This window comes from Mesorhizobium sp. M2E.F.Ca.ET.209.01.1.1 (assembly GCF_004010375.2).
GTDB lineage: Bacteria > Pseudomonadota > Alphaproteobacteria > Rhizobiales > Rhizobiaceae > Mesorhizobium.
This window is the reverse complement of record NZ_SADP02000001.1, coordinates 604,330-629,818: the sequence shown is the minus strand read 5'-3', so window position 1 is coordinate 629,818 and position 25,489 is coordinate 604,330. Positions and strand designations below refer to the sequence as shown.

Below are 25,489 nucleotides of genomic sequence, written 5' to 3'. Positions count from 1 at the left end.
GATATCGGCTGACCCTATCGACTTTTGCGGTCGAAAAATTTAGAGATAAAGCCAAATGATCGCTAAAAGACGTCAAGCATGAGACAGCCACTCCGCTGGCCCTGGCAGGATTTCGACGTCGATGACGTGGCCGCGCCGGCGATCGCTGTTGGGGTCGATGTCACCGAGACGAGGGCCGAGGTGCGCGAGCATTGGCACCGCAAAGGTCAGCTCGTCTTCGCGCTCGGCGGCGGTGTCACCTGCCGGGTTCCCGGCGGGCTTTGGATGGTGCCACCGCATTGCGGGGTCTGGGTCCCGAGCCGCATGGAGCACAGCAACATCGCGACGGCCAATGCACTGATTTTCTTCGTCTATATCGAACCGGGCGCCGCCGACCTGCCGGACCGCTGCTGCACGCTTTCGATCTCGCCGCTGCTGCGCGAGCTGATCATCGAGCTGTCGGAATGCGCGCCGGATGATGCGCGGTGCGATTTCCTCGGAAAGGTCCTGCTTGCCGAACTGCCGCTTATGCCTGTGCAGCAACTGCATTTGCCGATCTCGGCCGAGCCGCGGATAAGACGGATCGCGGAGGCGCTGGCCGACGACCCTGCAGACCGCAGCACGCTGGCCGAGTGGGCGGATCGTGTGGCGCTCAGCGAAAGCAGTCTGGCGCGACTCGTCGTGAAGGAGACGGGCCTGAGTTTCGGCCGCTGGCGCCAGCAGCTGCATCTGATCGTAGCACTGCGGGAACTGTCCGCCGGCGCCAGCGTGCAGCACGTGTCGGGCGATCTCGGCTATCAATCCGTCACCGCCTTCATCACCATGTTCAAGAAGGCGCTGGGCAAGCCGCCGGCGAAATATCTCAGCGACATCGCGCAGAATGGTGGTTCCGCGTTCATGGCCTGACAGGCATCAAGCAAGCCGCGGGTTGATCTCCATGGCGGGCTCGGCCGGATCGGTCGGTTTGCCGGTCACCACCTCGACAATCCCCCGCGCGATCTCGCGCTCGCCCATGATCACGGTGTCGGCGCCGAGGCCTTTCAGATGCTCGACCTCCGCATCGGAGTGCGCGCGGGCGATGATGTTGATCGCAGGATTGGCGGCGCGGGCTCGAAGCACGATCTGGCCGGACTCGAAGGCATTGGGGATGGCGAGGATCAGCCGCTTCGCGCCTTCCGGATTGGCGGCCGCGAAGACATCCGCATTGGCGGCATTGCCGGCCACCGTCTCGATGCCGTCATCGCGCAGCTTGGCCAGCGTCTTGTCGGCGTCCTCGATCACCAGGAAGGGCAGGGCGGCTTCCTTCAGCGCCGCGCCCACAAGGCTGCCGACGCGGCCATAACCGATCAGGATGGAATGGCCGGCAAGCGCGGTCATGGGCGGCGGGCCGTCTTCTTTTCCTGACGTTGCCTGGACCGAAGCGACCTGGCCGGGCTCGGTCGCCGGGCCGATCGGCTTTGCTTCCTCGGGAGTGGCCGTCTTGCCGGCCCGCTTTTCCAGCCACGGCTTCATCCAGTCGACAAGGAGGAACATCAGCGGATTGAGCAGGATCGATAGGATGGCGCCCGCCAGGATCAGGTCGCGGCCCTGTTCGGGCAGCAGTTTCAGACCGACTCCGAGCTCGGCCAGGATGAAGGAAAATTCGCCGATCTGGGCAAGGCTCGCCGAAATCATCAGCGCGGTCGCGATCGGATAGCGGAAGGCGATGACGATGACGAAAGCGGCGAGCGACTTGCCGACGACGATGATGGCCAAGGTGGCGAGGATCGGCAGGCCGTTGCTGATCAGGCTGAGCGGGTCGAACAGCATGCCGACCGAGACGAAGAACAGCACCGAGAAGGCGTCGCGCAGCGGCAGCGATTCTTCCGCCGCTCGGTGGCTGAGCTCGGACTCGCTCATGATCATGCCGGCGAAGAAGGCGCCGAGCGCCAGCGAGACGCCGAACAGCTTCGCCGCGCCGAAGGCGACGCCGAGCGCAATCGCCAGCACCGAGAGCCGGAACAGTTCGCGCGAGCCGGTATGGGCGACGTAGTGCAGGATCCACGGGATGACCCTGCGGCCGACCACCAGCATGACGACGACGAAGGCGGCGACCTTGGCCAGCGTGATGCCGACCACGCCCCATATGCCGTAGCTGGCGGGCAGCGAGAGCAGGCTCGTATGATCATCGACCTGCGGCTGGCCGCCAAGCACGCCGGCCAGCGCCGGCAAAAGCACCAGCGCCAGCACCATGGCGAGGTCCTCGACGATCAGCCAGCCGACGGCGATGCGGCCACGCTCGGTCTCGATCAGCCGCCGCTCCTGCAGCGCGCGCAAAAGCACCACGGTCGAGGCAACGGAAAGCGCCAGGCCGAAGACGAGACCGGCACCGAGCGACCAGCCGAGCAGCCAGGCAAGCCCGACGCCAAGCAAGGTGGCAAAGCCGATCTGCACGATGGCGCCCGGCACGGCGATGGCGCGGACGGACAGAAGGTCCTTCAGCGAAAAATGCAGGCCGACGCCGAACATCAAAAGGATGACGCCGATCTCAGCGAGCTCGTTGGCCAGGCTGGCGTCGGCGACGAAGCCTGGCGTGTTCGGCCCGACCAGGACGCCGGCGACGAGATAGCCGACAAGCGGCGGAATACGGAAACGGTTGGCTAAGGCCCCGAAGACGAAAGCCAGCCCCAGACCGGCGACGATGGTGGCGATAAGGGGCGTGTCATGCGGCATTGTCTTTCGCGCGCCTTTCGAAAATCACGATGTCGGATGGGCGCCCGCCGAGGCTGCCGCCTTCGGCAATATGGTGGACGGAGCGGCGATGACGCAACCGCCGCCGGGCGGAAATCGACGCCGAGGCAGGGCGCGCCGCGCAAAATCAGCGCCGCGCCGTCAAAGAGGCGGCTTCTAGGCCCTTTTCGGCCTTGAACCCGTTGTCTTCGGCCGCTTTATGCGGCCTGCAGCAGGCTCTCGATATCCGAAATCGTATGGTTGGTCAGCGTCTTCGGGATTTCGGCCTGCACCTTCTCGCTGACTTCCTTGTGCAGTTTCTGGCGCATCTCGCCAAGCACCTGCGGCGGCGCGATCAGCACGACCGCGTCGAACGCGCCACGATGCGCGAGCTTGTAGAGCCGGTCGGCAATGTCGATGGCGAAGCGTTCCTTGTTCAGGCGGTGCCAATCGGTCTCCTCGACGGCGCTGCGAGGTCCCTCGTTGCCATACCGGCCCGGCTTGTCCGTGCCTTGCTCGCGCGTCGCGGGATTCTCCTGTTCCATCTCCTGCACCACCTCCAGATTCGGGAACTTGCTGTCGCCCTGGTTGCGCAGGAAGAGCGCCTTTTCACCATCGGCCACGACGACCCACAATCCGTGCTTCAGCTTGATGTTCATGGCGTTCCTCCTTTGCTTGCGGGTTGCCGACCGGTCGAGCCCAGATCGACAGAATGGATGCTAGCCAAACGAGCCGCGAAGCAGGATTGTTCCGCTTGATGGCGATGCCTAGATCGCTCGCCGCAGATCAGGGCCGAGCGCCGATCCGGTGAGGTCGGCTTTAATCTACTAAGTTAGTAGAATTTAGAAAAAACTGTTTTGCCGCTTTCCCGAGCCGGTGCTAAAAATCGCGGCGGATCAAGGTGGTTTCTCACGCCGTTCTGGCCGTCTCATTCTCAAAGTAGAATTTTTTTCTCTTGCTCTTCGCGGCTGCGAAAAAGCGATTGCCTGCCGTTCGGCGATGCGCGAGTGCTTGCCTTCTGGTTTTTGGGCAGCCCGCGTAAAACTGCCAAACTGTTTCAATATTGCTCGTCGCCATGTCGCCAGCCAACGTCAAACTCAATGCCTTTCCCGTGTTCGTGCGGGTCGACGGCCAAGCCGTAGCCATCGTCGGCAATGGCGAGGAAGCGCTTGCCAAGGCCAGGCTGGTTTCGCAGTCGAGCGCCGTGCTGCGCATCGTCGCCGACAATGCCAGTGGCGGGTTGCTGGATTTCATCGCATCGACCGGCGCCGTTCACATCAACGCAGCCTATGAGGCCGCGCATCTGCAGGGTGCTGCCCTGGTGTTCGCTGCGAGCGGTGACGAGGCCCTCGATCGCCGCGTCGTTGACGACGCGCGCCGGTTGGGCATTCCGGTCAATGCGGTAGACCAGCCGGAAATGTGCGATTTCTTCACTCCGGCGCTGGTCAACCGCGCGCCGGTGGCGATCGCCATCGGCACCGAAGGCGCCGGACCGGTTTTGGCGCAGATGCTGCGTGGGCGCATCGACCGCATGCTGTCGCCGTCGCTCGGCCGGCTGGCGGCACTTGCCGCCTCGTTCCGGGTCGCGGCCGAGAAGCTGCCGAAGGGCAATTGCCGCCGCCGCTTCTGGAGCGATTTCTTCGCCGGCGCGCCGGCCAAGGCCATCGAAGCCGGCGAGTTTGCCCAAGCGCATGGCGCGGCGGTCGAGCTTTTGGCTCAGGACGCTCCGGTCGGCGGACACATCGCGCTGGTTGGCGCTGGTCCGGGCGCGGAAGACCTTTTGACTTTGCGCGCGCACCGCCTGCTGATGGAAGCCGACGCCGTTGTCTACGACGCGCTGGTGCCGGAGGCGATCGTCGCCATGGGCCGCCGGGATGCCGAACGCCTGCCGGTCGGCAAGCGCAAGGGCTGCCATTCCAAGAGCCAGGAAGAGATCAATGCGCTACTCATCGAACTCGGCCGTGCCGGCAAGCGCGTGGTGCGGCTGAAGTCCGGCGATCCGCTTGTGTTCGGCCGCGCCGGCGAAGAGATGGCTGCGCTGCGTGACGCAGGGATCGCCTATGAGGTGGTTCCGGGCGTTACCGCCGCCTTCGCCGCCGCCGCCGATTTCGAGCTGCCGCTGACGCTGCGCGGCGTTTCGTCCTCGATGGTGTTCACCACCGGCCACGATCTCAAGGGCAACTCGCTGCCCGACTGGGCCAAGCTCGCCATTTCCGGCGCCACGGTCGCTGTCTATATGGGCCGCTCGGTCGCGGCGGAGGTCGCCGGCAGGCTGATTGAAGCAGGGTTGTCGCCGGACACGGCCGTCGCCGTCGTTGAGAATGCCAGCCTTGGCAATCGCCGCCGTTTCCACGGCACGCTCGCCGACCTGCCGTCGCTGGAGCAGCGCGCCGACCTCACCGGTCCGGTGATGACGATCATCGGCGATGCGGTCGCGGGCGCCAATTTTGAACGATCCGAGCCGCTCGCGGCACATAAGCATGAGGGCGCGGCTTCGGCCGTCGCCGAAGGAGTTCAACCATGAAGGTTCTGACCGCGAACAGGCTCTCCGACGGCATCGCCGTCTGGTACGCCGATGGCGGCTGGGCGGAGACGGTCGGCCATGCGGAGATCGCGCATGACAAGGCGGCGGAGGACCGGTTGGAAGCGATCGGCGCCGCAGCCTACGCCAACAATGAGGTGGTCGACGTCAATCTGATCGATGTGGAAGTGGTCGATGGTCTGGTCGAGCCGGTGCGGCTGCGCGAAAAGATCCGCGCCGCGGGTCCGACCATCCGCACCGATCTCGGCAAGCAGGCAAGCCTGGAAGCGACCCAGGCGGCTTAAGATTTGAAGTAAAGAGCGGGCGGACGCGTCCGGAAAGACGAAGCATGTACCGTTACGATGAGTTCGACCAGGATTTCGTGCACGCCCGTGTCGCCGAGTTCAGCGACCAGGTGCAGCGCCGGCTTGCCGGCGAGATCACAGAGGACCAGTTCCGGCCGCTCCGGCTGATGAACGGCGTCTATCTGCAGCTGCATGCCTATATGCTGCGCATCGCCGTGCCCTACGGCACGCTGAACAGCAGGCAATTGCGCATGCTCGGCCACATCGCGCGCAAATACGACAAGGGCTACGGTCACTTCACCACGCGCCAGAACATCCAGTTCAACTGGCCGGCGCTGTCGGACATTCCGGCGATCCTTGCCGATCTCGCCAGCGTGGAGATGCACGCCATCCAGACCAGCGGCAATTGCATCCGCAACGTCACCGCCGATCATTTCGCGGGTGCCGCCGCCGACGAGGTTGCGGATCCGCGTCCCTATGCGGAAATCCTGCGTCAATGGTCTTCGGTGCATCCGGAGTTTTCGTTCCTGCCGCGCAAGTTCAAGATCGCGGTGACCGGTGCGGAGCGCGATCGCGCCGCCATCCAGACGCATGACATCGGCCTGCACCTGAAGAAGAACGCTGCCGGTGAGCTCGGCTTCGCCGTCTATGTCGGTGGCGGCCAGGGCCGCACGCCGATGGTGGCCAAGAAGATCCGCGACTTCCTGCCGGAAGCCGATCTTCTGTCCTACTGCACGGCGATCCTGCGCGTTTACAATCTCTACGGCCGCCGCGACAACAAGTACAAGGCGCGCATCAAGATCCTGGTGCACGAGACCGGCGTCGAGGAGATCACCCGCCAGATCGAAGCCGAATGGCAGGAGCTGAAGGACGCCGAGCTGAAGCTGCCGGAAGCCGACATCCAGGCCATCAACGCCTATTTCGCGCCGCCGGCGCTAACGGATAGGCCTGAAGGCGATGCGCTGGTGAAGCAGGCCAGGCTCGACTCCAAGAGCTTCTCGGAATGGCTCGACCAGAATGTCGTGACCCATCGCCATCCCGACTATGCGGCGGTCACCATCTCGCTCAAGGGCATCGGCGAGGTGCCGGGCGATGCCACCGACAGCCAGATGGAGGCGGTGGCCGACATCGCCGAGAAATACGCCTTCGACGAGTTGCGGGTCAGCCATGAGCAGAACCTCATCCTGCCGCATGTGGCGCGCGCCGATCTCAAGGCGGTCTATGATGCGCTGGTCGAGATCGGCCTCGCGACCGCCAATTCCAATTTGATCAGCGACATCATCTCCTGCCCGGGCCTGGATTATTGCGCGCTGGCCACGGCGCGCTCGATCCCGATCGCGCAGGAAATCTCGCAGCGCTTCGCCTCGCTGGAGCGGCAGCGCGAGATCGGCGAATTGAAGCTGAAGATCTCCGGCTGCATCAACGCCTGCGGCCACCACCATGTCGGCCATATCGGCATTCTCGGCGTCGAGAAGAAGGGCTCCGAACTCTACCAGGTGACGCTCGGCGGCTCGGCCGACGAGAACACGTCCGTGGGCGAGATCATCGGCCGCGGCTTTTCATCGGAAGAGATCACCGATGCCATCGAGCAGATCGTCGATACCTATCTCGGCCTTCGGCTCAATCCCGACGAACGTTTTATCGACGCCTACCGCCGTGTCGGTCCCGCGCCGTTCAAGGAGGCGCTCTATGCTGGCGAAACCAAGGCCGCTTGACCGTATTGTCGACGTCGAGGCCGGCATCGCCGCCGAAGCGGCGGGGCTCGACGCACTGCTCGGCCATCTGAAGCCGATCGAGATCATCCAGCGCGCGGCGCGCGAATCCTTCCGCGGCGAGATCGCAGCCGTGTCCTCCTTCGGCGCGGATTCGGCGGTGCTGCTGCACATGATCTCGGAGATCGACCGCTCGATGCCGGTGATCTTCCTCGACACCGGCAAGCATTTCGAGGAGACGCTCGGCTATCGCGACGCGCTGGTCGCCGATTTCGGCCTGACGGATATAAGGGTGATCAAGCCGGACGAGGCGGCGCTCGAACGCGTCGATCCGACCGGCCAGCTCAACGAGACCGACACGGACGCCTGCTGCAATGTGCGCAAGGTCGAGCCGCTGGCGCGCGGCGTCGAGCCGTTCCGTGCCTGGTTCACCGGGCGCAAGCGCTTCCAGGCTTCGACGCGCGCGGCTCTGCCCGTCTTCGAGGCCGTCGGCTCGCGCATCCGCATCAATCCGCTGGCGCATTGGACGACGTCTGATCAGGCCGACTACATGCGCGCGCATGCGCTGCGCGAAAATCCGCTGGTCGCCTATGGCTACCTCTCGATCGGCTGCTTCCCTTGCACGCAGCCCGTGCAGCCCGGTGAGGACGCGCGCAGCGGCCGCTGGGCCGGCCACGCCAAGACCGAGTGCGGCATCCACTTGTCGGGCCTGGAGAAGTCGCTGACCGACGCCTCGCTTTAAGGATACGCCGATATTCAGGTGAGGCCGGCCTGCAAATGGCGACTTCCTGCGCTTCCGGTGCTCACGTACTTCAAGTACGCTCCGCTCCGGTTCTCGGAAGCCACCATTTTCGGCTCGGCCTGACCTGAATCTCGGCAATCCTTGGAATCTTTTGGACTTTAGGATTTTTGATGACTGGATCGACTATAGCGGGGACCCGCCTCTGGACCCCGGACGGTTTTCGCGAGGACGAGTGGACGCACGCCGAAAGCGCCGAGGCGCTTGCCGGCAATGGCCGTTTCATCCTGCCGCTGCTGGTTTTTCTCGGGCTGGATGAAGAAATCCGCAAGTCAGCCAAGGAGCGCATTGGGGTGTTGCTGCAGCCCGGCGACGAACTCGACAAGATAACCGGCCTGCTCGACCAGCTGTCGCTGGTGGTGCTCGCCTTCCCGGCCTTCAATGACGGCCGCTCCTTCTCCAAGGGCGAATTGCTGCGCGCCCGGCATCATTTCAAGGGCCCGGTGCGCGCCACTGGCCAGGTGCTGGTCGACCAGCTGCCACACATGCTGCGGCTCGGTTTCGACGAGTTCGAGGTCTCCAATCCAGTGCTGCTGAAGCGGCTGGAGGAAGGGCGCACCGGCGGGCTGCCGGTCTATTACCAGCCGGCCGTGGAGCCTGAGCCCAAGGGCCCGAAATATTCATGGCGGCGCAAGCGCGCTGGATCAGAATGACGTCTGGTTGACCGTCATCCTGATCCAGTCCTTGTCGGAGCATGATCTTTTCCGAACCCTCGGTTCGGGATCGTGCCTTTGGCTGACGCAGCGGCATCTTTACAAGCAGCGCAAGCAAGCATTCTCTCCAGGCAACGGACGGAAAGATCCGCCGGGAGGGAACCATGCGCTACGACTATGTGATTGCCGGCGGCGGCTCCGCCGGCTCGACGCTTGCCGCGAGACTTTCCGAGGACCCGTCGAAGACGGTGTGCCTGCTCGAGGCGGGCGGCGCCGGCAAGGATCTCTTGATCCGCGCGCCAGCCGGCATCATCGCGCTGCTGCCCGGTCGGCCGAAGATCAACAATTGGGGCTTCCAGACAATACCGCAGGAGGGTCTCAACGGCCGCAGGGGCTATCAGCCGCGCGGCAAGGCGTTGGGCGGCTCAAGCGCCATCAACGCCATGCTCTACACGCGAGGCAACCGCCGCGACTATGACGAATGGGCCGAGCTCGGCTGCGACGGCTGGTCGTGGGACGAGGTGCTGCCCTACTTCCGGCGCGCCGAAGGCAACCAACGCGGGGCCGACGCGCTGCATGGGGGCGACGGACCGCTCAGGGTCTGCGAGCAGCAGGAGCCGCGCGCGATCTCCAGGGCCTTCGTCGAGGCCTGCGGTGAAAACCAGATCAGGCTGAACGACGATTTCAATGGGCCGGAGCAGGAAGGTGCCGGTCTCTATCAGGTGACGCAGTTCTGGGGCGAGCGCCGCAATGGCGAGCGCTGCTCGGCCGCCGCCGCCTATCTGCATCCGGCGATGAACCGGTCGAACCTGACCGTGGTCACCGGCGCGCATGCGACGGGCGTCGTTCTCAACGGCAAGCGCGCCAAGGGCGTGCGCTATCGTATCGGTAAAAGGGAAGACGTGGCGGAGGCCAGGCGCGAAGTCATCCTTTGCGGCGGGGCGTTCGGCTCGCCACAGCTGCTCCTGCTCTCGGGCGTCGGGCCGGCGGTCGAGCTCGCGGCGCATGGCATCCCGCTCGTCCACGAATTACCGGGCGTCGGCAGGAACCTGCAGGACCATCTCGATTTCATCCTCGCCTGGAAGTCCAGGCAGACGGATTTGATGGGCATCGGCCTCCGTGGCATGCCGGGCCTGATCAGGCATATGCTGCGCTGGCGCAAGGACGGCGGCGGCATGATCGCAACGCCCTATGCCGAGGGCGGCGCTTTCCTGAAATCCAATCCGGCGATCGAGCGTCCCGACCTGCAACTGCATTTCTGCATCGCCATCGTCGACGACCACGGCCGCAAGCTGCATCTAGGCTATGGCTTTTCCTGCCATGTCTGTGTGCTTCGGCCGCATTCGCGCGGCGAGGTGGGTTTGAACAGCGCCGATCCGCTGGCGCCGCCGCGTATCGATCCGCGTTTTCTCGAGGACGAGCGCGACGGCGAGCTTCTGCTCAAGGGCGTGCGGATGATGCGTGCCATATTGGAGGCGCCGGCGCTGGCGAAATATCGCGCCAGGGAAATCTACACCGCCGGCGCGTCCAGCGATGCCGAACTGATGGCGCATATCAGGGCGCGCGCCGACACGATCTATCACCCGGCTGGCACCTGTAAGATGGGCGTCGACGACATGGCCGTGGTTGACCCGCAGCTCAAGGTGCGCGGGCTGGAAGGGTTGCGCGTCGTCGACGCCTCGGTGATGCCGACCCTTGTCGGCGGCAACACCAATGCGCCGACGATCATGATCGCCGAGAAGGCCGCGGATATGATCCGGGCCGCAGCCTGATCGCCGGTCTTGGTCGGACCAGCTTCTTCGGTTCTGTCAGGATGACGTCGCCTTTGCCCGCCTGCCGAGGAGATCGAATCCATCTGGTCAGACCAATTCGGCGATTTGCGCTTCCCCTTTTGCCGTCTTCACCTTAGGATAGGGTTATTATTTTGCGCTCCGAAATAAATAGCCGGCTAAGGGAGGAAACGGCATGGCAGGCAAGAAGATATTGATGCTCGTTGGCGAGTTCAGCGAGGAGTACGAGATTTTCGTCTTTGAACAGGCCATGCACGCGGTGGGCCATACAGTCCATGTCGTCTGCCCCGACAAGAAGGCGGGCGACGTGCTGAAGACCTCATTGCACGACTTCGAGGGCCATCAGACCTATACCGAAAAGCTCGGCCACGATTATATCCTCAACAAGACCTTCGCCGAGGTGAACCCGGCCGAGTATGATGCGGTTTACGCCGCCGGCGGGCGCGGGCCGGAATATATCCGCATCGACAAGCGCGTGCAGGCGCTGGTCAGGCATTTCCATGAGACCGGCAAACCGATCTTCACCATTTGCCACGGTGTGCAGATCCTCATCGCGGTCGATGGCGTGGTGCGCGGCAAGGAAGTGGCGGCGCTGCATTATTGCGAGCCGGAAGTGACGCTTGCCGGCGGCACCTATATCGATGTCGCGCCGACCGGCGCGCATGTCGACGGCAATCTGGTTTCGGCCAAGGGCTGGCCTGGCCTTGCCGCTTTCATGCGGGAATGCCTGAAGGTGCTCGGCACCGAGATCCGCCACGGCGAAGCGCTGATGCGTGAGGACCGAAAGGCGGCCTGAACTTGTTCTTTGCGCAATTCCGGACGGAAAACCGCTACACACTTTTCCTGGAATTGCTCTGACCGCGGCGCGCGGCTATTGACGCCGCTCGCCGCCTGCTTTCCTGGCATCCACGCCGTCCAGGCGGTCAAGCAGGTCGCTCAGCCGCCGGGGCACCTCCTTTTCCAGGCGAAATGCCGGCAAGGTGCGCAGAAAGCGCTTTGTCGCTTCGCTGCCTGCCTGCCGCCTGATATCGTTAGCCAATTCGGCGCGCCGGTTGCCATTGTTGCCGTTCATCGTCCCAAAATCCTATATCGGCTTCGAAACTCCTCCAGCCCGTTTATGGTTCCCGCAACGGCATCCGAGGGCAAGCAAAGCTGCGTGATACGGTAAAATTTGAATTAATTTGGAATGATGGCTCGACATCCGCCGCGAGCGCTTACCCCTTGATTTTTGGCCTCCAAACCTCGATATCGGGCGCAAATCCAGACCAATCCGAATGACGGGAAACGGCGATGAGCGACCAGGCAAAAGACGAACGCACGCCCGAAGATATGGAAGCCACCCAGGCTTCCGGCGAGCGTGCGGAAGGTGGCGTCGACGGCGACTATGAAGCGCTTGTGCGGCTGCTGAAGGAAAACGAGGAACTGAAGGACCGCGCGCTGCGCGTCGCGGCCGAAATGGAGAATTTGCGGCGGCGCACCGCGCGCGACGTGCATGACGCGCGCACTTACGCGGTGGCCAATTTCGCGCGCGACATGCTGTCGGTGTCCGACAATCTGCGCCGCGCGCTCGATGCCATTCCGGCCGAGGCCAAGGCCTCCGGCGATGCCGGCTTCAAGGCGCTGATCGAGGGCGTCGACCTCACCGAGCGCGCCATGCTGTCGGCGCTGGAGCGCCATGGCGTGAAGAAACTCGCGCCTGAGGGCGAGAAGTTTGATCCGAACTTCCACCAGGCGATGTTCGAAGTGCCCAACCCGGAGGTCCCGGCCGGCACCGTCGTCCAGGTGGTGCAGCCTGGCTATTCGATCGGCGAGCGCGTGCTGCGGCCGGCGATGGTCGGCGTCGCCAAGGGTGGCCCGAAGGCAGCCGCCGAGGCGAAGGCCGAGCCCGGTCCGGTGAACGAGCAGGCCGAGAAGGATGCTTGATAGTGAGTAGCGAATAGGGAGTAGTGAGTAGTGAGTAGTGAGTAGGGGACTGATAATCGTCTGCGGCTTCGTGCTATTCCCTACTCACTATTCGCTACGCACTACTCGCTCACCCATGAATCCCATCGCCTTGCTCGACTATGCCGGCGTCGCCGTCTTCGCGGCGACGGGGGCGCTTGCGGCATCGCGCAAGCAGCTCGACATTATCGGCTTCCTGTTCCTGGCCAGCGTCACCGGCATCGGCGGCGGGACGCTGCGCGACGTCATCCTCAACCTGCCCGTATTCTGGGTCGCCAACAGCGGCTATGTGCTGATCTGCGCGGTCGTCGCGGTGCTGGTCTTCTTCAGCGCCCATCGCTTCGAATCCCGCTACAAGCTGCTGCTTTGGCTGGATGCCGTCGGCCTTGCGGCGTTCTCGGTGATGGGCGCGGCCAAGGGGCTGGCGATCACCGGCTCGCCGGTCGTTTCGGTCATCATGGGCGTGCTGACGGCGACCTTCGGCGGCATCTTGCGCGACCTGCTTGCCGGCGAGCCCTCGGTGCTGCTCAGGCCTGAAATCTATGTCACCGCCGCCCTTGCCGGCGCCGCCATCTTCACACTTGGCGATCTTGCCGGCCTGCCGGCGCTGGCGTCCAGCCTGCTCGGCTTCGCGGCCGCGTTCGTGGTGCGCGGCGGAGCGCTTAAATTCGGCTGGTCGTTTGCGGCCTATAAGAGCCGGCCAGGGCGAAGGCCGGAAGATATTCCGTAACGGAGCGAATAGCGAATAGGGAGTAGCGAATAGAGATAACCCGAGATAGCGTTCTATTCGCTATTCGCTATTCGCTATTCGCTATTCGCTATTCGCTATTCGCTATGCCGCGAAGCGCTGTCCCTCGCCGCCATAATAATTGACGTAGCGGGCGCCGATCTCCTTGACCGGCATGACGACGAACACGTCGACGGTCGAGAATTCGTGGTCGATCACGCAGCCGTCGCCGATGCGGGCGCCGACGCGCAAGTAACCCTTGACCAGCGGCGGCATGGCGGCGATCGCCGCCTTGGCGTTCACCGCCTCGATCGGCATCAGGTCCATCGAGCAGTAGCGTCCCGGAACCGCGCGGACATCCCAGGCGGAGTTGGTGCGGCAATGATGGGCGAGATAGGTCAGCGCCTCGGCATGCGCCGCCGGCACGATGCCGTGGAAAGAGGCGCAGCCGGTCATCACGCCGATGTTGTAGTGGTTGATGTAGGCCCAGATGCCTTGCCAGAGCGCCTCGATGGTGCGCTTGGAGCGGTATTCGGGCAGAACGCAGGAGCGGCCGAGCTCGAGGAAGCGCTGGCCGGGATGCCGCGCGATCAGCTTGGTGAGCTCGAACTCGCCCTCGGAATAGAAGCCGCCGGCAGTCGCGGCTATCTCCTGCCGCAGCAGGCGGTAGGTGCCGACGATGCGGCGATGCTCGGGACCTGGAAGGGACGTGTCCAACACGAGAAGGTGATCGCAGAGCGGGTCGAACCGATCGGCATCGCGCCGGTCCTGCGCCTGGAACAGGTCCTTCCTCGCGCCAAGCTCGTCATAAAATACCCGATAGCGGACTTCCTGGGCGGCGGCGATCTCAGCCTCGTTGCGGGCGAGCCGCACCTCGAGGTTGCCGATCCGGCCCAGCGGAGCACCGCTTGCGACGGCGTCGGCGGTACGGGCGGCGAGCAGGGCGCCGCCGGCATTCGGCCGAGTGTCACATTCAGGCATAACTGTATGCACGAGTGATTCTCCTTCGAGCCATCCCTCTTGGCACGGGGATACGGTGTAGGTGCAACAGGATTGTGACAGTACCGTGATACGACGTGGCGGGCAATACTTTGTCGGCTGGGCAATACCCTCAACCGGCTATCTTACCGTCGCGAAAGCCAGGCGATGCATGGTGTTCAAGAGTTCAAAATTTCGTCAGGCGGCGACCTGGCCCTCAACCGCCTGGACGAGCGCGTCCGGGTCGAGCGGCTTGGTCACGAAACCGCTGGCGCCATGGGCAAGCACGGCATGCCGGGTCTTTTCCTGGCTGTCGGCCGAAAGCACCATGATCGGGATCGGCGGCATGGCCAGGGACTCTTCATGGCGGCGGATGGCGGCAATCGCATCCAGGCCATCCATGACAGGCATGTGCAGGTCCATCAGCACGACATCGAAGCGGAACTTGAAGCCGGCCTCGGTAACGGCGTCCACCGCGGCCTTGCCGTTGCCGACAACCTTGACGCGATGCCCTGCCTTGAGCAGCGTGGCGCGGGCGAGCATGGCGTTGATGTCATTGTCCTCGGCGATCAGCACCGACAGGCCCTGGTCGCGCCTGCGCACCGAGGCGGCGCCGCGCGGCTCCGGCCGCGGCTGGGTGAGCGCGGAGCCATGGCTGGTCAACAGCACCCGCAAAAGCGTCTCGCCGCGCACGGGTCTGGCGAGGAAGGTGGCGTAGCCGTTGGCGCGGAATTCGCCGAGCATGCCTCGGTCCGTCGGCGCGATCAGGGTGATGGCTTCACAATCGGCAAAGCCTGAGTCACGCAACCGCTTGAGCAACCTCCCGTCACTGTTTTCGAGCGCCGCGTCGATCAGCAGCACGTTGCAGCCGGCAGCGAACGGAGCGGCCTGACCTGGCGTCGCCGCAACCTCGACGATGCCGCCATGGGCCCTGATGGCGCGGGCGATGGCATCGGCCTCGATGGCGTTCTTCGAAACGATCACCGCCCGCCGGTCGGCAAGGATGTTGTGCCGGTGCGGCGGCGGATCGGTCGCCGCGACCGCCGGGATCTCGAGAATGAATTCGGATCCCTCACCCAGCCGGCTCGAAACGGAGATGGTGCCGCCCATCGCCGTCACCAGCCGCTTCGAGATGGCAAGGCCGAGGCCGGCGCCACCATGCACCCTGGTCGAGGTGCCGTCGGATTGCTCGAACTCCTCGAAGATTCGCTCCATGTCCTCTTCGCGCAGTCCGGGGCCGGTGTCGGCGACGGTGAAGCAGATGCAGTCGCTGGTTTCGGTGCGGGCGCGCGCCACGGTGAGCAGCACGCCGCCCGTATCGGTGAACTTCACCGCGTTGCCGATCAGGTTGAGCAGCACCTGGCGCAGGCGGCCGGGGTCGGCCGTGATCATCTGCGGCACATCGGGTTCGACATAGCAGCCGAGACCGATATTCTTGGCAAAGGCCTTCGCGGCCAGAAGTTCGATGATGTTGTCGGCGATTTCGCGCAGCGAAGTCGGCTGCGGCTCGGGCTCGAAGCGGCCAGCCTCGATCTTGGAATAGTCGAGCAGGTCCTCGATAAGCGCGAGCAGCGCGCTGGCCGAGGTGGAAACAGCGCCGACATAGGTCCGCTGTTCCGGCGACAGGTCGGTGTCGGCAAGCAGCTTCGCCATGCCCATGATGCCGTTCATCGGCGTGCGGATCTCGTGGCTGACGGTGGCGAGGAAGCGCGACTTGGCTTGGCTCGCATATTCGGCACGCTCGCGCGCGGTAATCAGCGAGGATTCGGCGCGCTTGCGGGCGGTGATGTCGCGCGCGATCGCCCGGTGCGAGACGGCGCCGGTATCCTTGTCGCGCACCGACAATTCGATCCAGGAGAACCAGCGCGGTCCGTTCGGTGTGCGGATCGCGACATCGGTGGAGCTCAGGCATTCATGGTCTGAGAAGGCGGCGTCGGGAACGATGCCGACGTCGATGCCAAGCTCGGACAAAGTCTTGCCGGCGAGATTGCGAGGGTCGATCTCGACAAGCGAGGCAAAGACGCTGTTGGCATAGACGATATGGCCGTCGCGATCGCGATGGACGACAAGGTCGCCGAGCGCGTCGATCAGGCCTCGGAAGCGTTCCTCGCTCTCCTGCATCTCCCACATGCGGTCGGCGAGGGTCTCGATCTCGGCGCGACTGCGGGCGGCGGTCTCGTCGAGAAGTGCCGCGGTGCGCCGCTCGTCGCGGCGGCTGCGCAGATGCATGGCAAGGCCGGCGAAGGCCGCGGCGGCGAGCCCGACGGTGACGATGATCGGCGCCCCGGTGAGATGCGCCAGTCCTGCCAGGACAACGATGGCGACGATCGTCAGGAAGGGCAGGCCTTCGTGGCTGGCGGCAGGCAAGTCGGGAGCCAGCGGCGGCGCGACGAGCACCTGCCGCTTCGGCGCATCGGGGATGAGCCTGTCAGCGCCGGCGGCTTTGCTGTCCTGCCTGATGTGGGAGTCCGCGACCATGCACGGACCATGCCAGACAGAAATTATGGAAGACTGGGGCGGATCGTTCGAATTTTAGCGATTGCCCGGATTCCTGCCGCCGCACTTACGGCCGAAGCCGCAGCTTTGCCGGGCCGGCGGGCTACATGTCGACGACGACGCGGCCCCTGACCTTGCCTTCGACGATGTCGCGCGCGGTGGCGATAATGCCGTCGAAACCGATCGTGCGTGACAATGTCGACAGCTTCTTCAGGTCGAGGTCGGCGCCGATGCGGCGCCATGCCTCCAGGCGTACCGGCTTCGGCGCCATCACCGAATCGATGCCGAGCAGCGAGACGCCGCGCAGGATGAAGGGCGCGACGCTTCCCGGCAGGTCCATTCCGCCGGCCAGGCCGCAGGCGGCGATCGCGCCGCCATAGGAGGTCATCGACAGCACATTGGCCAAGGTATGGCTGCCGACCGAATCGACGCCGCCCGCCCAGCGTTCCTTGGCGAGCGGCTTCGCCGGCTGGCTGAGTTCCTCGCGCGAGATCACCTCGGCCGCGCCGAGGTCGATCAGATAGGGGCTTTCGGCGTTGCGGCCGGTCGAAGCGATGACATGGTAGCCGAGGCTCGACAGGATCGAGATGGCGACCGAGCCGACGCCGCCGGCCGCACCCGTCACCACCACCGGGCCACGGTCCGGCACGATACCATGGCGCTCCAGCGCCATGACGGAGAGCATTGCCGTGTAGCCTGCCGTGCCGACGGCCATCGCATCATGCGCGCTCATGCCCTCGGGCAGCGGCACCAGCCAGTCGCCCTTGACGCGGGCCCGGCCGGCATAGGCGCCGTAATGCGTCTCGCCAACGCCCCAGCCGTTCAGGATCACCTTGTCGCCCTTGCGCCAGTCGGCATGGGACGAGTCGGTCACGGTGCCGGCGAAATCGATGCCCGGAACCAGCGGCCAGCGGCGCACGACCGGCGCCTTGCCGGTGATGGCGAGCCCGTCCTTGTAGTTCACCGTCGTCGCTTCGACAGCCACGGTGACATCGCCCTCCATCAGATCGGCCTCGGTGAGGTCGACGACATCGACGGACTGCTTCTTGTCCGCATCGCGCGAAACGAGGATGGCTTTGAAGGTGTCGGTCACGGTTTTTCTCCTCGGGTTCCGTGGGTCGTTGGACTGTGCGGCGACAGACCCGCGCGGTCAATCTTGCGAAGGTTTCGGCTCGCGCCGCCAGCCGATCAGCTCGTCGAAGACCACGAGCGCCGCACCGACCGAAATGAAGGCGTCGGCGAGATTGAACACCGCGAAGGACCAGACTGGCGTGTGGAACAGGATGTAGTCGATGACGTGGCCGTAGACGGCCCGGTCGATGAGATTGCCGAGCGCGCCGCCGATGATGAGCGCAAAGCCGGTGCGGGCGATGACATGGCCGGCAGGGGTGCGCGTGGCAAGATAAAGCACGAAGGCGACGACCAGCACCGCGATGACCACCAGGCCGGTATCGCCGAAGGACTGGAACATCGAGAAGGCGATGCCGGTGTTGTAGGTGCGAAACAGCGCCAGGAAGGGCAGGAGATCGACCTTCTCCTGAAAGGCGAGACCGTTCTCGACCAGCTGCTTGATCCACTGGTCGAGCGCAATGGCAACGATCACCAGCAAGGCATAAGGGGACCAGGATTTCACTTGTCAGTCCTCATGGGCAGTCCTCATCGCGTCTCGGTGGCGTCGAGCTTCAACGCGCCGCGACGGATCTCGAACAGCATCACGCCGGTGGCGACGGCCAGATTGAGCGAATCGGCTCGGCCTGCCTGAGGGATCCGGAGCAGCCGGTCGCAGCTTTCGGCGAGGCTGTCCGGGAGACCCTGCTGCTCGTTGCCCATCAGCAGCAGAACTGGTCCCCTGGAAAAATCGACCGAACGATAGTCGACCGCGCCCTTGAGGTGCGTTCCAACGACCAGGCCCGAAAAATCGCGCCGCCAGGCGAGGAAGGCCTGCTCGGTCGCTCTCGCGACCGGCACGGCGAAGATCGAGCCCATGGTGGCGCGCACCGTCTCCAGCGAGAACGGATCGGTGGTGTCGCCGACAAGGATGACCCCCTTGGCGCCGACGGCGTCGACGGTGCGGATCACGGTGCCGAGATTGCCGGGGTCGCGCACGCGGTCGAGCGCCACCCAGACATCGCCGTCCCTGGCGCGGATGTCCTTCAGCGGCACGGTCTGCTGGGCGAAGACGCCGACCACCATTTGCGGATTTTCGCGCCGGGTGATGGCGGTCAGCACCTTCTCGGAGACTTCCAGCACCGTGCCGCCGGCGGCGACAGTCCGCGCGGCGACCTTTTCGACGGCCGCGTTGCCGCGTCCGGCCTTGGCGAAGACCAGCGTCCTGATCGACCAGCCGAGGTCGAGCGCGTCGATGACCAGCTTCAAGCCCTCGGCCATGAAGGCGTTCTGCTGGTCGCGGAATTTCTTGAGCGCCAGCGCCTTGATGTCCTTGACCAGCGGATTGGCGAGGCTGGTGACTTCCTTGACCTGCCCGACAGGACGAGCGCCGTCATATGCGTTCATTTCAAGCCACCCAGCGCGAGAAGAGCGAGGTCGACAGCGCGCGGCCGGCGGATTTCTCGCGAATGATCAGTTCGCCGGATTCGACCGTGCCGCCCATGCCGGCGAAGGTATCGCGCATCAACGCGTGGATGGCGAAGAAGGAGGCGCGGATCGAATAGGCGGTGAGAACGACGGCCAGCGGCTTCGGCGTGAGGATCGCGCGGCAGAGATCGGTAAGGCCCGGCAGGTCCTCGAACAATTGCCAGACCTCGCCCTTGGGGCCGCGCCCATAGGCCGGCGGATCGAACAGCACGATGTCGTAGCGACTGCCACGGCGCTCCTCGCGCTCGGCGAATTTCACCGCGTCCTCGACGATCCAACGGATCGGCTTGTCGCCGAGGCCGGCCATCTCCTGGTTCTCGCGCGCCCAGCCGATCGCCTTCTTCGAGGCATCGACATGGGTGACCTCGGCGCCGGCGCGGGCCGCCACCAGCGAGGCAAGGCCGGTGTAGCCGAAGAGGTTCAGCACCTTGACCGGGCGCTTCGCCGCGGCGATCAGCCCCGCCATATGGTCCCAATGCGAAGCCTGCTCGGGAAAGACGCCGACATGGCGAAATGAGGTGAAGCGGCCGAGATAGTCGATGCCGTCATGCTTCATCGGCCAGGTCTCGCCGAGCGGCGCCTTCGGGAAACGCCAGCGGCCGATGCCTTCCTCGTCGGTGTCGCCGGTGAAGATGGCGTCGGCGCGCTCCCATTCCTTCGCCGGAAGGGCGCGCTGCCAGATCGCCTGGCCCTCGGGGCGCACGATGCGGTAGGGGCCGTATTGCTCGAGCTTTTCGCCCGCGCCGCTGTCCAGCAGCGCGTAGTCGGCGTTGGGCGCGACTTCGAGGATCAGCGGCAGGCGCTCGGCGGGCAAGGTGCCCTCGCGGCGCGCAAGCACGCGCGGCGCCGGTTTGGCATCCTGCCGGTCCGCCGGTTTCGCTTCGCGGCGCTCCGCGGGTGCCGCCTGCTGCCGTCCAGCCGCAAACGCATCGCGCAAGCGGGCCTGTTCCGGCCTCGCGTGCTGCGGTCGGTTATCGCGGCGCTTGTCGCGAAAAGATTTCAAGAAGGATCATCTCCGGCGGTTCGGCCCGCTTCTGCCACAGCTAAGCCCCCCGGCGCAACAAAGCCTGGCTCATCGAATGGTGCGGCCGTCAACCGTGCCGGACACCGAGCAGGCCGAAACAAAGCGAAATGAAGCCAAGGACCTTCGCCGAGGTCACCGCCATGTGGCCGGTTTCCCAACGCAGCCGGACGGCCTCGAAATTGTCCGGGATCGGTCCTGGCGCCCAGGTCGCGAGAACGTCGTTGGCCGGTTTGACGAGACCGAACCAGAGCGCCAGCGAAACGGCGTAGAGCAACGTGGCGGCCAGCACGAGCCAGAACGCGCCAGCTTGGCCGCGCAGCATCCAGGTGAGAAGCGCCGGGCACAGGATCGCGGCGATATCGAGCGGCGCTCCGATCACGGCAAAAAGCACGAACTGGCCGTTGAAGACCGTCGCCTCGCGCCACAAAGCCGGCGACCATTTTGTCAGCCTGGGCAGCGATTCCAGCACATGGGCAAAGGATGGCCCAAGGCTGAGCGCCGCGACGAGAGCGGTCAGCACAGACCAGAACAACAGGAACCCGCGCATCTCCATAATCGGCACAACGGCCACGAACGGAAGGCGTTCCCTTGGAGGGTCGCTTGCCGTGATGTCGGGGCCAGCCCTATTGTGCGGCGCATCGGTTACCCAATCCATGTCCCGTTCCGAACGCCTGCTCGACCTAATCCAGATCCTGCGCCGCCATCGGCGGCCGGTGAGCGGCCGCACGCTTGCGGACGAGATGGGTGTGTCGATCCGCACGCTCTACCGCGACATCGCGACGCTGCAGGGGCAGGGCGCGCCGATCGAAGGCGAGGCGGGGCTCGGCTATGTGCTGAAGCCGGGCTTCATGCTGCCGCCGCTGATGTTCAGCGACGAGGAGATCGAGGCGATCGTGCTCGGCTCGCGCTGGGTGGCGAAGCAGCCGGACAAAAGGCTGGCTACCGCAGCGGCGGATGCGCTGGCCAAGATCGCGGCGGTGCTGCCGGATGACCTGCGCGAGGATCTCGATGCGACGACGCTGCTGGTCGGGCCGCACGCGGAGCATCTCGAAACGATCGACCTCGGTGTCGTGCGGCAGGCGATCCGCGACGAGCGCAAGCTCGGCTTCCTCTATCGTGACGCCGGTGGCTCGCCGTCGATGCGCCTGGTCTGGCCGTTCGCGCTCAGCTTCTTCGACAAGGTGCGGGTGATGGTGGCTTGGTGCGAAATGCGCCAGGATTTTCGCCACTTTCGCGCCGACCGCATGTCCGGCCTCACGGCCACCGACATCCGTTATCCGCGCCGCCGCCAGGCGATGCTGAAGGAGTGGCGGGCAACGCTCAACGGGCCGGATCAGAGCCGCGCGAAAGACACTTCCGGTTGATTGCTGCTGCCAGATTCTGACAGCAGGTCTGCGTATGGTTTCCAAGGTTCAGACAAACTTTGGAGATCAATATGAACACGCCGAATTTCGTCATCCTCTATGTCGACAGTCCGGAAAAGAGCGGCGCGTTCTACGCCTCGTTGCTCGGACGCGAGCCGGTCGAATCCTCGCCGACCTTTGCGATGTTCGTGCTCGACAAGGGCTTCAAGCTTGGCCTCTGGTCGCGTCATACGGTGGAACCGGCCGCAGCGGCGGCAGGTGGTGGTGGCGAGCTTGTGCTTGCCGTCGACAACGCGGCGGCGGTCGATGCCACGCACATCGATTGGTCGGGTCGCGGCCTGAACATCCTGCAGGCCCCAACCGATCTCGATTTCGGCCGCACCTTCGTCGCGCTCGATCCAGACAATCATCGCCTGCGCGTGTACTGGCCTTTCGCGGGAGCGCGGGGATGAGCGCCTTCTGGCTCGCGGTCGCATCGGCCGAGCATGTGCGGATCAGCCGCAAAGATGGCTTCATGCAGGTCAACCACGGCAAGGCGGCGCCGCTGCGCCGCATCAAGCCGGGCGACGGCATCGTCTATTACTCGCCGAGCACAGTGCTCGGCGAGAAAGACGGGCTGCAATCCTTCACGGCCGTCGGCACGGTGCGGCAAGGGGAGGTGTATGAGGGCGTCATGGGCGGCGGTTTCACGCCCGCGCGGCGCGACGTCGACTGGTGCGATGCCAGGGAAGCACCGATCAAGCCGCTGCTGGACAGGCTCGACTTCACCGCGGGCAAGCCGAATTGGGGCTACCAGCTGCGCTTCGGCCTGTTCGAAATCAGCGAGCGTGATTTCCGGTTGATCGGCGAGGCGATGGGCGCCAAGCTGGAAAGCGCTGTTATTTGAGCGCCTCGTAGACGGCGATGCCGGCGGCGAGATCTTCAAGGGCCGCGCCGACGGACTTGAACAGCGTGATCTCGCTGTCGGTTTGGCGGCCTTGTTTCTCGCCGCGCGCGAGTTCGTGCAGGTCGGCGATGATCGCCTCCGGCTTCAGCAGGCCCGAGGCCAGAGGCTGAACGATGTCGCCGGCCTCCTTGGTGGCGCCGGCGCGGGTGTCGACATAGACGCGGGCGCGCGAAATGGCATCGTCGTCGGCCTCGCGCATGTCGGGCGTGAACCCGCCGACCAGATCGACATGGGCGCCCGGCTTCAGCAGCGCGCCCTTGACCAGCGGCGTGTTGGAAATAGTCGCCGAGGCGACGATGTCGGCCTCGGCAAGCTCCGCATCGAGGTCGCCGGCCGCGCTTGCCGGAAGGCCTTCGGCGCGCAAGGCGGCGGCCACCTTTTCGGCATTGGCCGGCGTGCGGTTCCAGATGCGGATGGAGGTGATCGGCCTGACCGCCGAATGCGCCTTGGCTAGGAACGGCGACAGCGCGCCGGCGCCGATGACCAAGAGCCGAGAGGCATCCTTGCGGGCGAGATAGGAGGCTGCGAGCGCCGAGGCGCAGGTCGTGCGCCATTGCGTTAGCCGCTGGCCGTCGATCATCGCCTGCGGCTCGCCGGTGACGCCGTCGAGCAAAAGGTAGAGGCCCATCACCGCCGGCTTGCCTTTTATGTTGTTGTCCGGCGACACGGTGACGATCTTGACGCCGATATGACCATCGGCCGAAGTTCCCGCCGCGTTGAAGTCGGTCCAGGCAGGCATCAAAAGCAGGGTCGAGGCCGCACCATCCGGCCGCTCGACGCCATGATGGTGACGAACCGGCTGCACCGCCCCTTCGCGGAAGGCGGTGCGCAATGTCTCGACCAGGCCGGGAAAGGTCAGCGCGCGGTCGACCTCGGCGGCCGAAATGGTCAGCATCGAAGGCTCCAGATTGCTTTAATTGGTCGGCTTGGGCAGTGCCGGTCCGTTCGGCGCGGCCGGCGCGCGGCTCACCGCCTGGCGCAGGTTTTCAGCCTCCAGGCCGCGCTGGCGCGCGAGCTTGCGGTAGCGCCCCTGCTTCACCCAGGTCGCCATGCTGCCGACGACCATGCCGATGGCCAAGGCCAGGAACAGGAAGATGAAAAGCGGCAGGTTCAGCGTCAGCGCGGGATTGCCGGGATGGAATGGATCGAGCGTGAAGGCGACGGCGCCGCGATTGGCGACGGCGAGCGCGATCAGGATGATGGCCAGCGGCACGAAGACCACGACGAGGATGAAGCGATTGAACATCAGATCTCCATAAAGAAAAGCTTCCTAAGCGCCCATGTCTTTGCCCCGAAACCGGCCTCCACTTTCGGGAGACATGCTTTAAGCGCCAAGATGCCGTCTCACCCGCCGGCGCGGCGCCTATTTGCCGCCGTTCAGCCTTTCGCGCAACTCCTTGCCTGTCTTGAAGAACGGCACCCACTTTTCCTCGACCTCGACGGATTCGCCGGTGCGCGGGTTGCGGCCGGTGCGGGCGGGACGGTTTTTCACCGAAAAGGCGCCGAAACCGCGCAGCTCGACCCGGTTGCCCTCGGCAAGCGCGTCGGTGATTTCGTCAAAGATCGCACCGACGATGTTTTCGACGTCGCGCAGGAAAAGGTGCGGGTTGCGTGCAGCAATGATCTGCACAAGCTCGGATTTGATCATAGAACGTTCCCCGTAAAACCACTGCAGACGATTATCAGAATGATTTTTATTGCTTTTTTGGCTCGTGCCAACGGCATGTCAAGGGTGCCAGACCGAAACGAGACCGTCAAGAAACAAGCGGTCGGCGCCAAGCTCGTGAATGACATCGCCGCCGGCATCCGGCAGGCCAAGCGCCTTGGCGGCCATTTTTGTCATCGACTGCGAGAACAGGAAACCGCCACGCCTGTCCTTGTCCTTCCACTCGACGACCTTGAGCTTGGCATCCACGCCCTTGGTCGCCAGCCAGTCGATCGCCTCCTGCTCGCCGCCGACGGCGTCGACCAGATGGTTGGCCAACGCCTGGCGGCCGGTGAAGATCGAACCGTCGGCCAGCGCCAGCGCCTGCTCATGTGTCATCTTGCGGCGGTCCGCGACGATGCCGACGAACCAGTCGTAGCTGTCGAGGATCAGCTTGCGCACCATGGCGCGCTCATCGTCATTGGTCGGCTTGAAGGGCGAGGGCGAAGCCTTGAGCGGCGATGACTTCACTTCCTCCAGCTTGATGCCGAGCTTGTCCATGAGACCGCTGACATCAGGGTATTGGATCAGCACGCCGATCGAGCCGACGATCGAGGTCTTGCGCGCGACGATATGGTCGGCAGCGCTGGCGATCATATAGCCGGCCGATGCCGCCAGCGTGCCGACCTCGGCGACCACCGGCTTGTCGCCGGCAAGCTTGCGCACCGCTTCGAAGATGGACTCGCCGCCGACAGTCGTGCCTCCGGGCGAATCGACAGACAAAATGACGCCCTTTACCTCCGGCGATGTGCGGATCGCCTCCAGCCTTTTGAGTAGCTCCTCGTCCTCGGTGATTGTGCCTTCGATCTTCACCATGGCGATGTGAGGGACCGCGCGGCCGGTAAAATTGTCGTCATAGAACCAGGCCGAGAAGGCGATGACGGCTGCCGCCAGAACCAAAAAAGCGGCCACGCGCCAGAAAGTCAGCTTGCGGCGCAAGCGGCGGCGGTCGATCAGGTCGTCGGCTCTCATTGCCATCGTCAGCCTCATGGGTCGGTGGGAAAGCAAGCTTTTAAAGCAAGCCTCAGCACAGGGCTACCGTTTCCTGATCGTCGGCTTCGAGCCTCGGCGTTGATGCCGACCTCACGAAAAATTAACGCAGTCCCCTTCTGTATCTGCTATGAAGTGCGGGCCGTCTCCCCGAATTCCTCCCGATTTTGAGGGCGGCAGCCGTCACATTTTTGCAGTTTTCGTCCCCTTGTGCTTGCGTGTAGGTGCCGGCATACCACCTATAGGCGATGTTTG

27 protein-coding genes are annotated in these 25,489 nt (G+C 64.6%); 13 read left to right on the top strand and 14 right to left on the bottom strand.

Annotation, left to right across the window (positions count from 1 at the left end; genetic code table 11):
• The first annotated feature begins 78 nt into the window (after positions 1–78).
• On the top strand, positions 79–885 hold the full coding sequence (locus EN852_RS03275; protein ID WP_127868360.1) for a helix-turn-helix transcriptional regulator: 807 nt from the start codon (positions 79–81) through the stop codon (positions 883–885).
• A 6-nt stretch (positions 886–891) separates the two neighbouring features.
• Here the strand turns inward: EN852_RS03275 and ybaL are convergent, their stop codons facing one another.
• On the bottom strand, positions 892–2,691 hold the full coding sequence (ybaL, locus tag EN852_RS03270) for a YbaL family putative K(+) efflux transporter (RefSeq protein WP_127868361.1): 1,800 nt from the start codon (positions 2,689–2,691) through the stop codon (positions 892–894).
• A gap of 215 nt (positions 2,692–2,906) precedes the next feature.
• The gene (locus tag EN852_RS03265) at positions 2,907–3,347 is read right to left on the bottom strand and encodes a host attachment family protein (RefSeq protein WP_127868362.1); all 441 of its coding nucleotides are present in this window, start codon (positions 3,345–3,347) and stop codon (positions 2,907–2,909) included.
• 416 nt (positions 3,348–3,763) lie between these two features.
• On the opposite strand from EN852_RS03265, the gene cysG reads away from it, so the two are divergent.
• The 7 genes from cysG to EN852_RS03230 all read left to right on the top strand — a co-directional run bounded on the left by cysG (position 3,764) and on the right by EN852_RS03230 (position 11,264).
• The gene (gene cysG, locus EN852_RS03260; RefSeq protein ID WP_127868363.1) at positions 3,764–5,212 is read left to right on the top strand and encodes a siroheme synthase CysG; all 1,449 of its coding nucleotides are present in this window, start codon (positions 3,764–3,766) and stop codon (positions 5,210–5,212) included.
• Positions 5,209–5,514, top strand: coding sequence for a DUF2849 domain-containing protein (locus EN852_RS03255; RefSeq protein ID WP_127868364.1), 306 nt, complete (start codon positions 5,209–5,211; stop codon positions 5,512–5,514). The genes cysG and EN852_RS03255 overlap by 4 nt, the downstream gene beginning before the upstream one ends.
• Positions 5,515–5,558: 44 nt before the next feature.
• Positions 5,559–7,229: a nitrite/sulfite reductase gene (locus EN852_RS03250; RefSeq protein WP_127874880.1), complete on the top strand. Its 1,671-nt coding sequence runs from the start codon at positions 5,559–5,561 to the stop codon at positions 7,227–7,229.
• On the top strand, positions 7,204–7,968 hold the full coding sequence (locus EN852_RS03245; protein WP_127868366.1) for a phosphoadenylyl-sulfate reductase: 765 nt from the start codon (positions 7,204–7,206) through the stop codon (positions 7,966–7,968). Before EN852_RS03250 ends, EN852_RS03245 begins: the two co-directional genes overlap by 26 nt.
• A 170-nt stretch (positions 7,969–8,138) precedes the next feature.
• Positions 8,139–8,678, top strand: a complete 540-nt coding sequence (locus EN852_RS03240; protein ID WP_127874879.1) for a DUF934 domain-containing protein — start codon at positions 8,139–8,141, stop codon at positions 8,676–8,678.
• Between the two features lie 164 nt (positions 8,679–8,842).
• Positions 8,843–10,450, top strand: a complete 1,608-nt coding sequence (locus tag EN852_RS03235) for a GMC family oxidoreductase N-terminal domain-containing protein (protein ID WP_127874878.1) — start codon at positions 8,843–8,845, stop codon at positions 10,448–10,450.
• A 193-nt stretch (positions 10,451–10,643) separates the two neighbouring features.
• Complete coding sequence (locus tag EN852_RS03230) at positions 10,644–11,264, top strand: DJ-1/PfpI family protein (RefSeq protein WP_127874877.1); 621 nt, start codon at positions 10,644–10,646, stop codon at positions 11,262–11,264.
• A 75-nt stretch (positions 11,265–11,339) separates the two neighbouring features.
• On the opposite strand, the gene EN852_RS03225 is transcribed toward EN852_RS03230, so the two are convergent.
• Positions 11,340–11,540 carry a hypothetical protein gene (locus tag EN852_RS03225; protein ID WP_095819467.1) on the bottom strand — a complete coding sequence of 67 codons (201 nt, stop codon included), beginning with the start codon at positions 11,538–11,540 and terminating at the stop codon, positions 11,340–11,342.
• A 218-nt stretch (positions 11,541–11,758) separates the two neighbouring features.
• On the opposite strand from EN852_RS03225, the gene grpE reads away from it, so the two are divergent.
• Entirely contained in the window at positions 11,759–12,391 is a 633-nt protein-coding gene (gene grpE, locus EN852_RS03220) for a nucleotide exchange factor GrpE (RefSeq protein ID WP_127868371.1), read from the top strand.
• 115 nt (positions 12,392–12,506) lie between these two features.
• Positions 12,507–13,139, top strand: a complete 633-nt coding sequence (locus EN852_RS03215) for a trimeric intracellular cation channel family protein (RefSeq protein ID WP_127874876.1) — start codon at positions 12,507–12,509, stop codon at positions 13,137–13,139.
• A 102-nt stretch (positions 13,140–13,241) separates the two neighbouring features.
• Here EN852_RS03215 and EN852_RS03210 read toward each other — a convergent pair whose 3' ends face one another.
• The 7 genes from EN852_RS03210 to EN852_RS03180 all read right to left on the bottom strand — a co-directional run bounded on the left by EN852_RS03210 (position 13,242) and on the right by EN852_RS03180 (position 20,782).
• Positions 13,242–14,117 carry a GNAT family N-acetyltransferase gene (locus tag EN852_RS03210; RefSeq protein ID WP_246693040.1) on the bottom strand — a complete coding sequence of 292 codons (876 nt, stop codon included), beginning with the start codon at positions 14,115–14,117 and terminating at the stop codon, positions 13,242–13,244.
• A 195-nt stretch (positions 14,118–14,312) separates the two neighbouring features.
• Positions 14,313–16,592, bottom strand: coding sequence for a PAS domain-containing hybrid sensor histidine kinase/response regulator (locus EN852_RS03205; protein WP_127874875.1), 2,280 nt, complete (start codon positions 16,590–16,592; stop codon positions 14,313–14,315).
• Between the two features lie 121 nt (positions 16,593–16,713).
• A complete protein-coding gene (locus EN852_RS03200) occupies positions 16,714–17,703 on the bottom strand; it encodes an MDR family oxidoreductase (protein WP_127874874.1) in 990 nt (329 codons plus the stop codon).
• Positions 17,704–17,760: 57 nt separating this feature from the next.
• Positions 17,761–18,243, bottom strand: coding sequence for a signal peptidase II (gene lspA / locus EN852_RS03195; RefSeq protein ID WP_127874873.1), 483 nt, complete (start codon positions 18,241–18,243; stop codon positions 17,761–17,763).
• Positions 18,244–18,266: 23 nt separating this feature from the next.
• Entirely contained in the window at positions 18,267–19,124 is an 858-nt protein-coding gene (locus EN852_RS03190; RefSeq protein ID WP_127874872.1) for an RNA methyltransferase, read from the bottom strand.
• Position 19,125: 1 nt separating this feature from the next.
• Entirely contained in the window at positions 19,126–20,208 is a 1,083-nt protein-coding gene (locus tag EN852_RS03185; protein ID WP_127874871.1) for a class I SAM-dependent rRNA methyltransferase, read from the bottom strand.
• Between the two features lie 88 nt (positions 20,209–20,296).
• The gene (locus EN852_RS03180) at positions 20,297–20,782 is read right to left on the bottom strand and encodes a DUF1772 domain-containing protein (RefSeq protein WP_127874954.1); all 486 of its coding nucleotides are present in this window, start codon (positions 20,780–20,782) and stop codon (positions 20,297–20,299) included.
• A 100-nt stretch (positions 20,783–20,882) separates the two neighbouring features.
• On the opposite strand from EN852_RS03180, the gene EN852_RS03175 reads away from it, so the two are divergent.
• The 3 genes from EN852_RS03175 to EN852_RS03165 all read left to right on the top strand — a co-directional run bounded on the left by EN852_RS03175 (position 20,883) and on the right by EN852_RS03165 (position 22,479).
• On the top strand, positions 20,883–21,593 hold the full coding sequence (locus EN852_RS03175; RefSeq protein WP_127874870.1) for a YafY family protein: 711 nt from the start codon (positions 20,883–20,885) through the stop codon (positions 21,591–21,593).
• 71 nt (positions 21,594–21,664) lie between these two features.
• On the top strand, positions 21,665–22,045 hold the full coding sequence (locus tag EN852_RS03170; RefSeq protein WP_127874869.1) for a VOC family protein: 381 nt from the start codon (positions 21,665–21,667) through the stop codon (positions 22,043–22,045).
• A complete protein-coding gene (locus EN852_RS03165) occupies positions 22,042–22,479 on the top strand; it encodes an EVE domain-containing protein (RefSeq protein ID WP_127874868.1) in 438 nt (145 codons plus the stop codon). The genes EN852_RS03170 and EN852_RS03165 overlap by 4 nt, the downstream gene beginning before the upstream one ends.
• Here the strand turns inward: EN852_RS03165 and EN852_RS03160 are convergent.
• From EN852_RS03160 to sppA, 4 genes are all read right to left on the bottom strand, one after another.
• A complete protein-coding gene (locus EN852_RS03160; protein ID WP_127874867.1) occupies positions 22,472–23,434 on the bottom strand; it encodes an ornithine cyclodeaminase family protein in 963 nt (320 codons plus the stop codon). The genes EN852_RS03165 and EN852_RS03160 overlap by 8 nt on opposite strands.
• A gap of 18 nt (positions 23,435–23,452) precedes the next feature.
• Positions 23,453–23,785: a DUF1049 domain-containing protein gene (locus EN852_RS03155; protein ID WP_095819479.1), complete on the bottom strand. Its 333-nt coding sequence runs from the start codon at positions 23,783–23,785 to the stop codon at positions 23,453–23,455.
• 117 nt (positions 23,786–23,902) lie between these two features.
• Positions 23,903–24,187 (bottom strand): integration host factor subunit beta, encoded by a 285-nt coding sequence (locus EN852_RS03150; RefSeq protein WP_027165368.1) that lies wholly within the window; start codon positions 24,185–24,187, stop codon positions 23,903–23,905.
• A gap of 78 nt (positions 24,188–24,265) precedes the next feature.
• Positions 24,266–25,222 (bottom strand): signal peptide peptidase SppA, encoded by a 957-nt coding sequence (sppA, locus tag EN852_RS03145; RefSeq protein ID WP_127874866.1) that lies wholly within the window; start codon positions 25,220–25,222, stop codon positions 24,266–24,268.
• Positions 25,223–25,489: the final 267 nt, after the last annotated feature.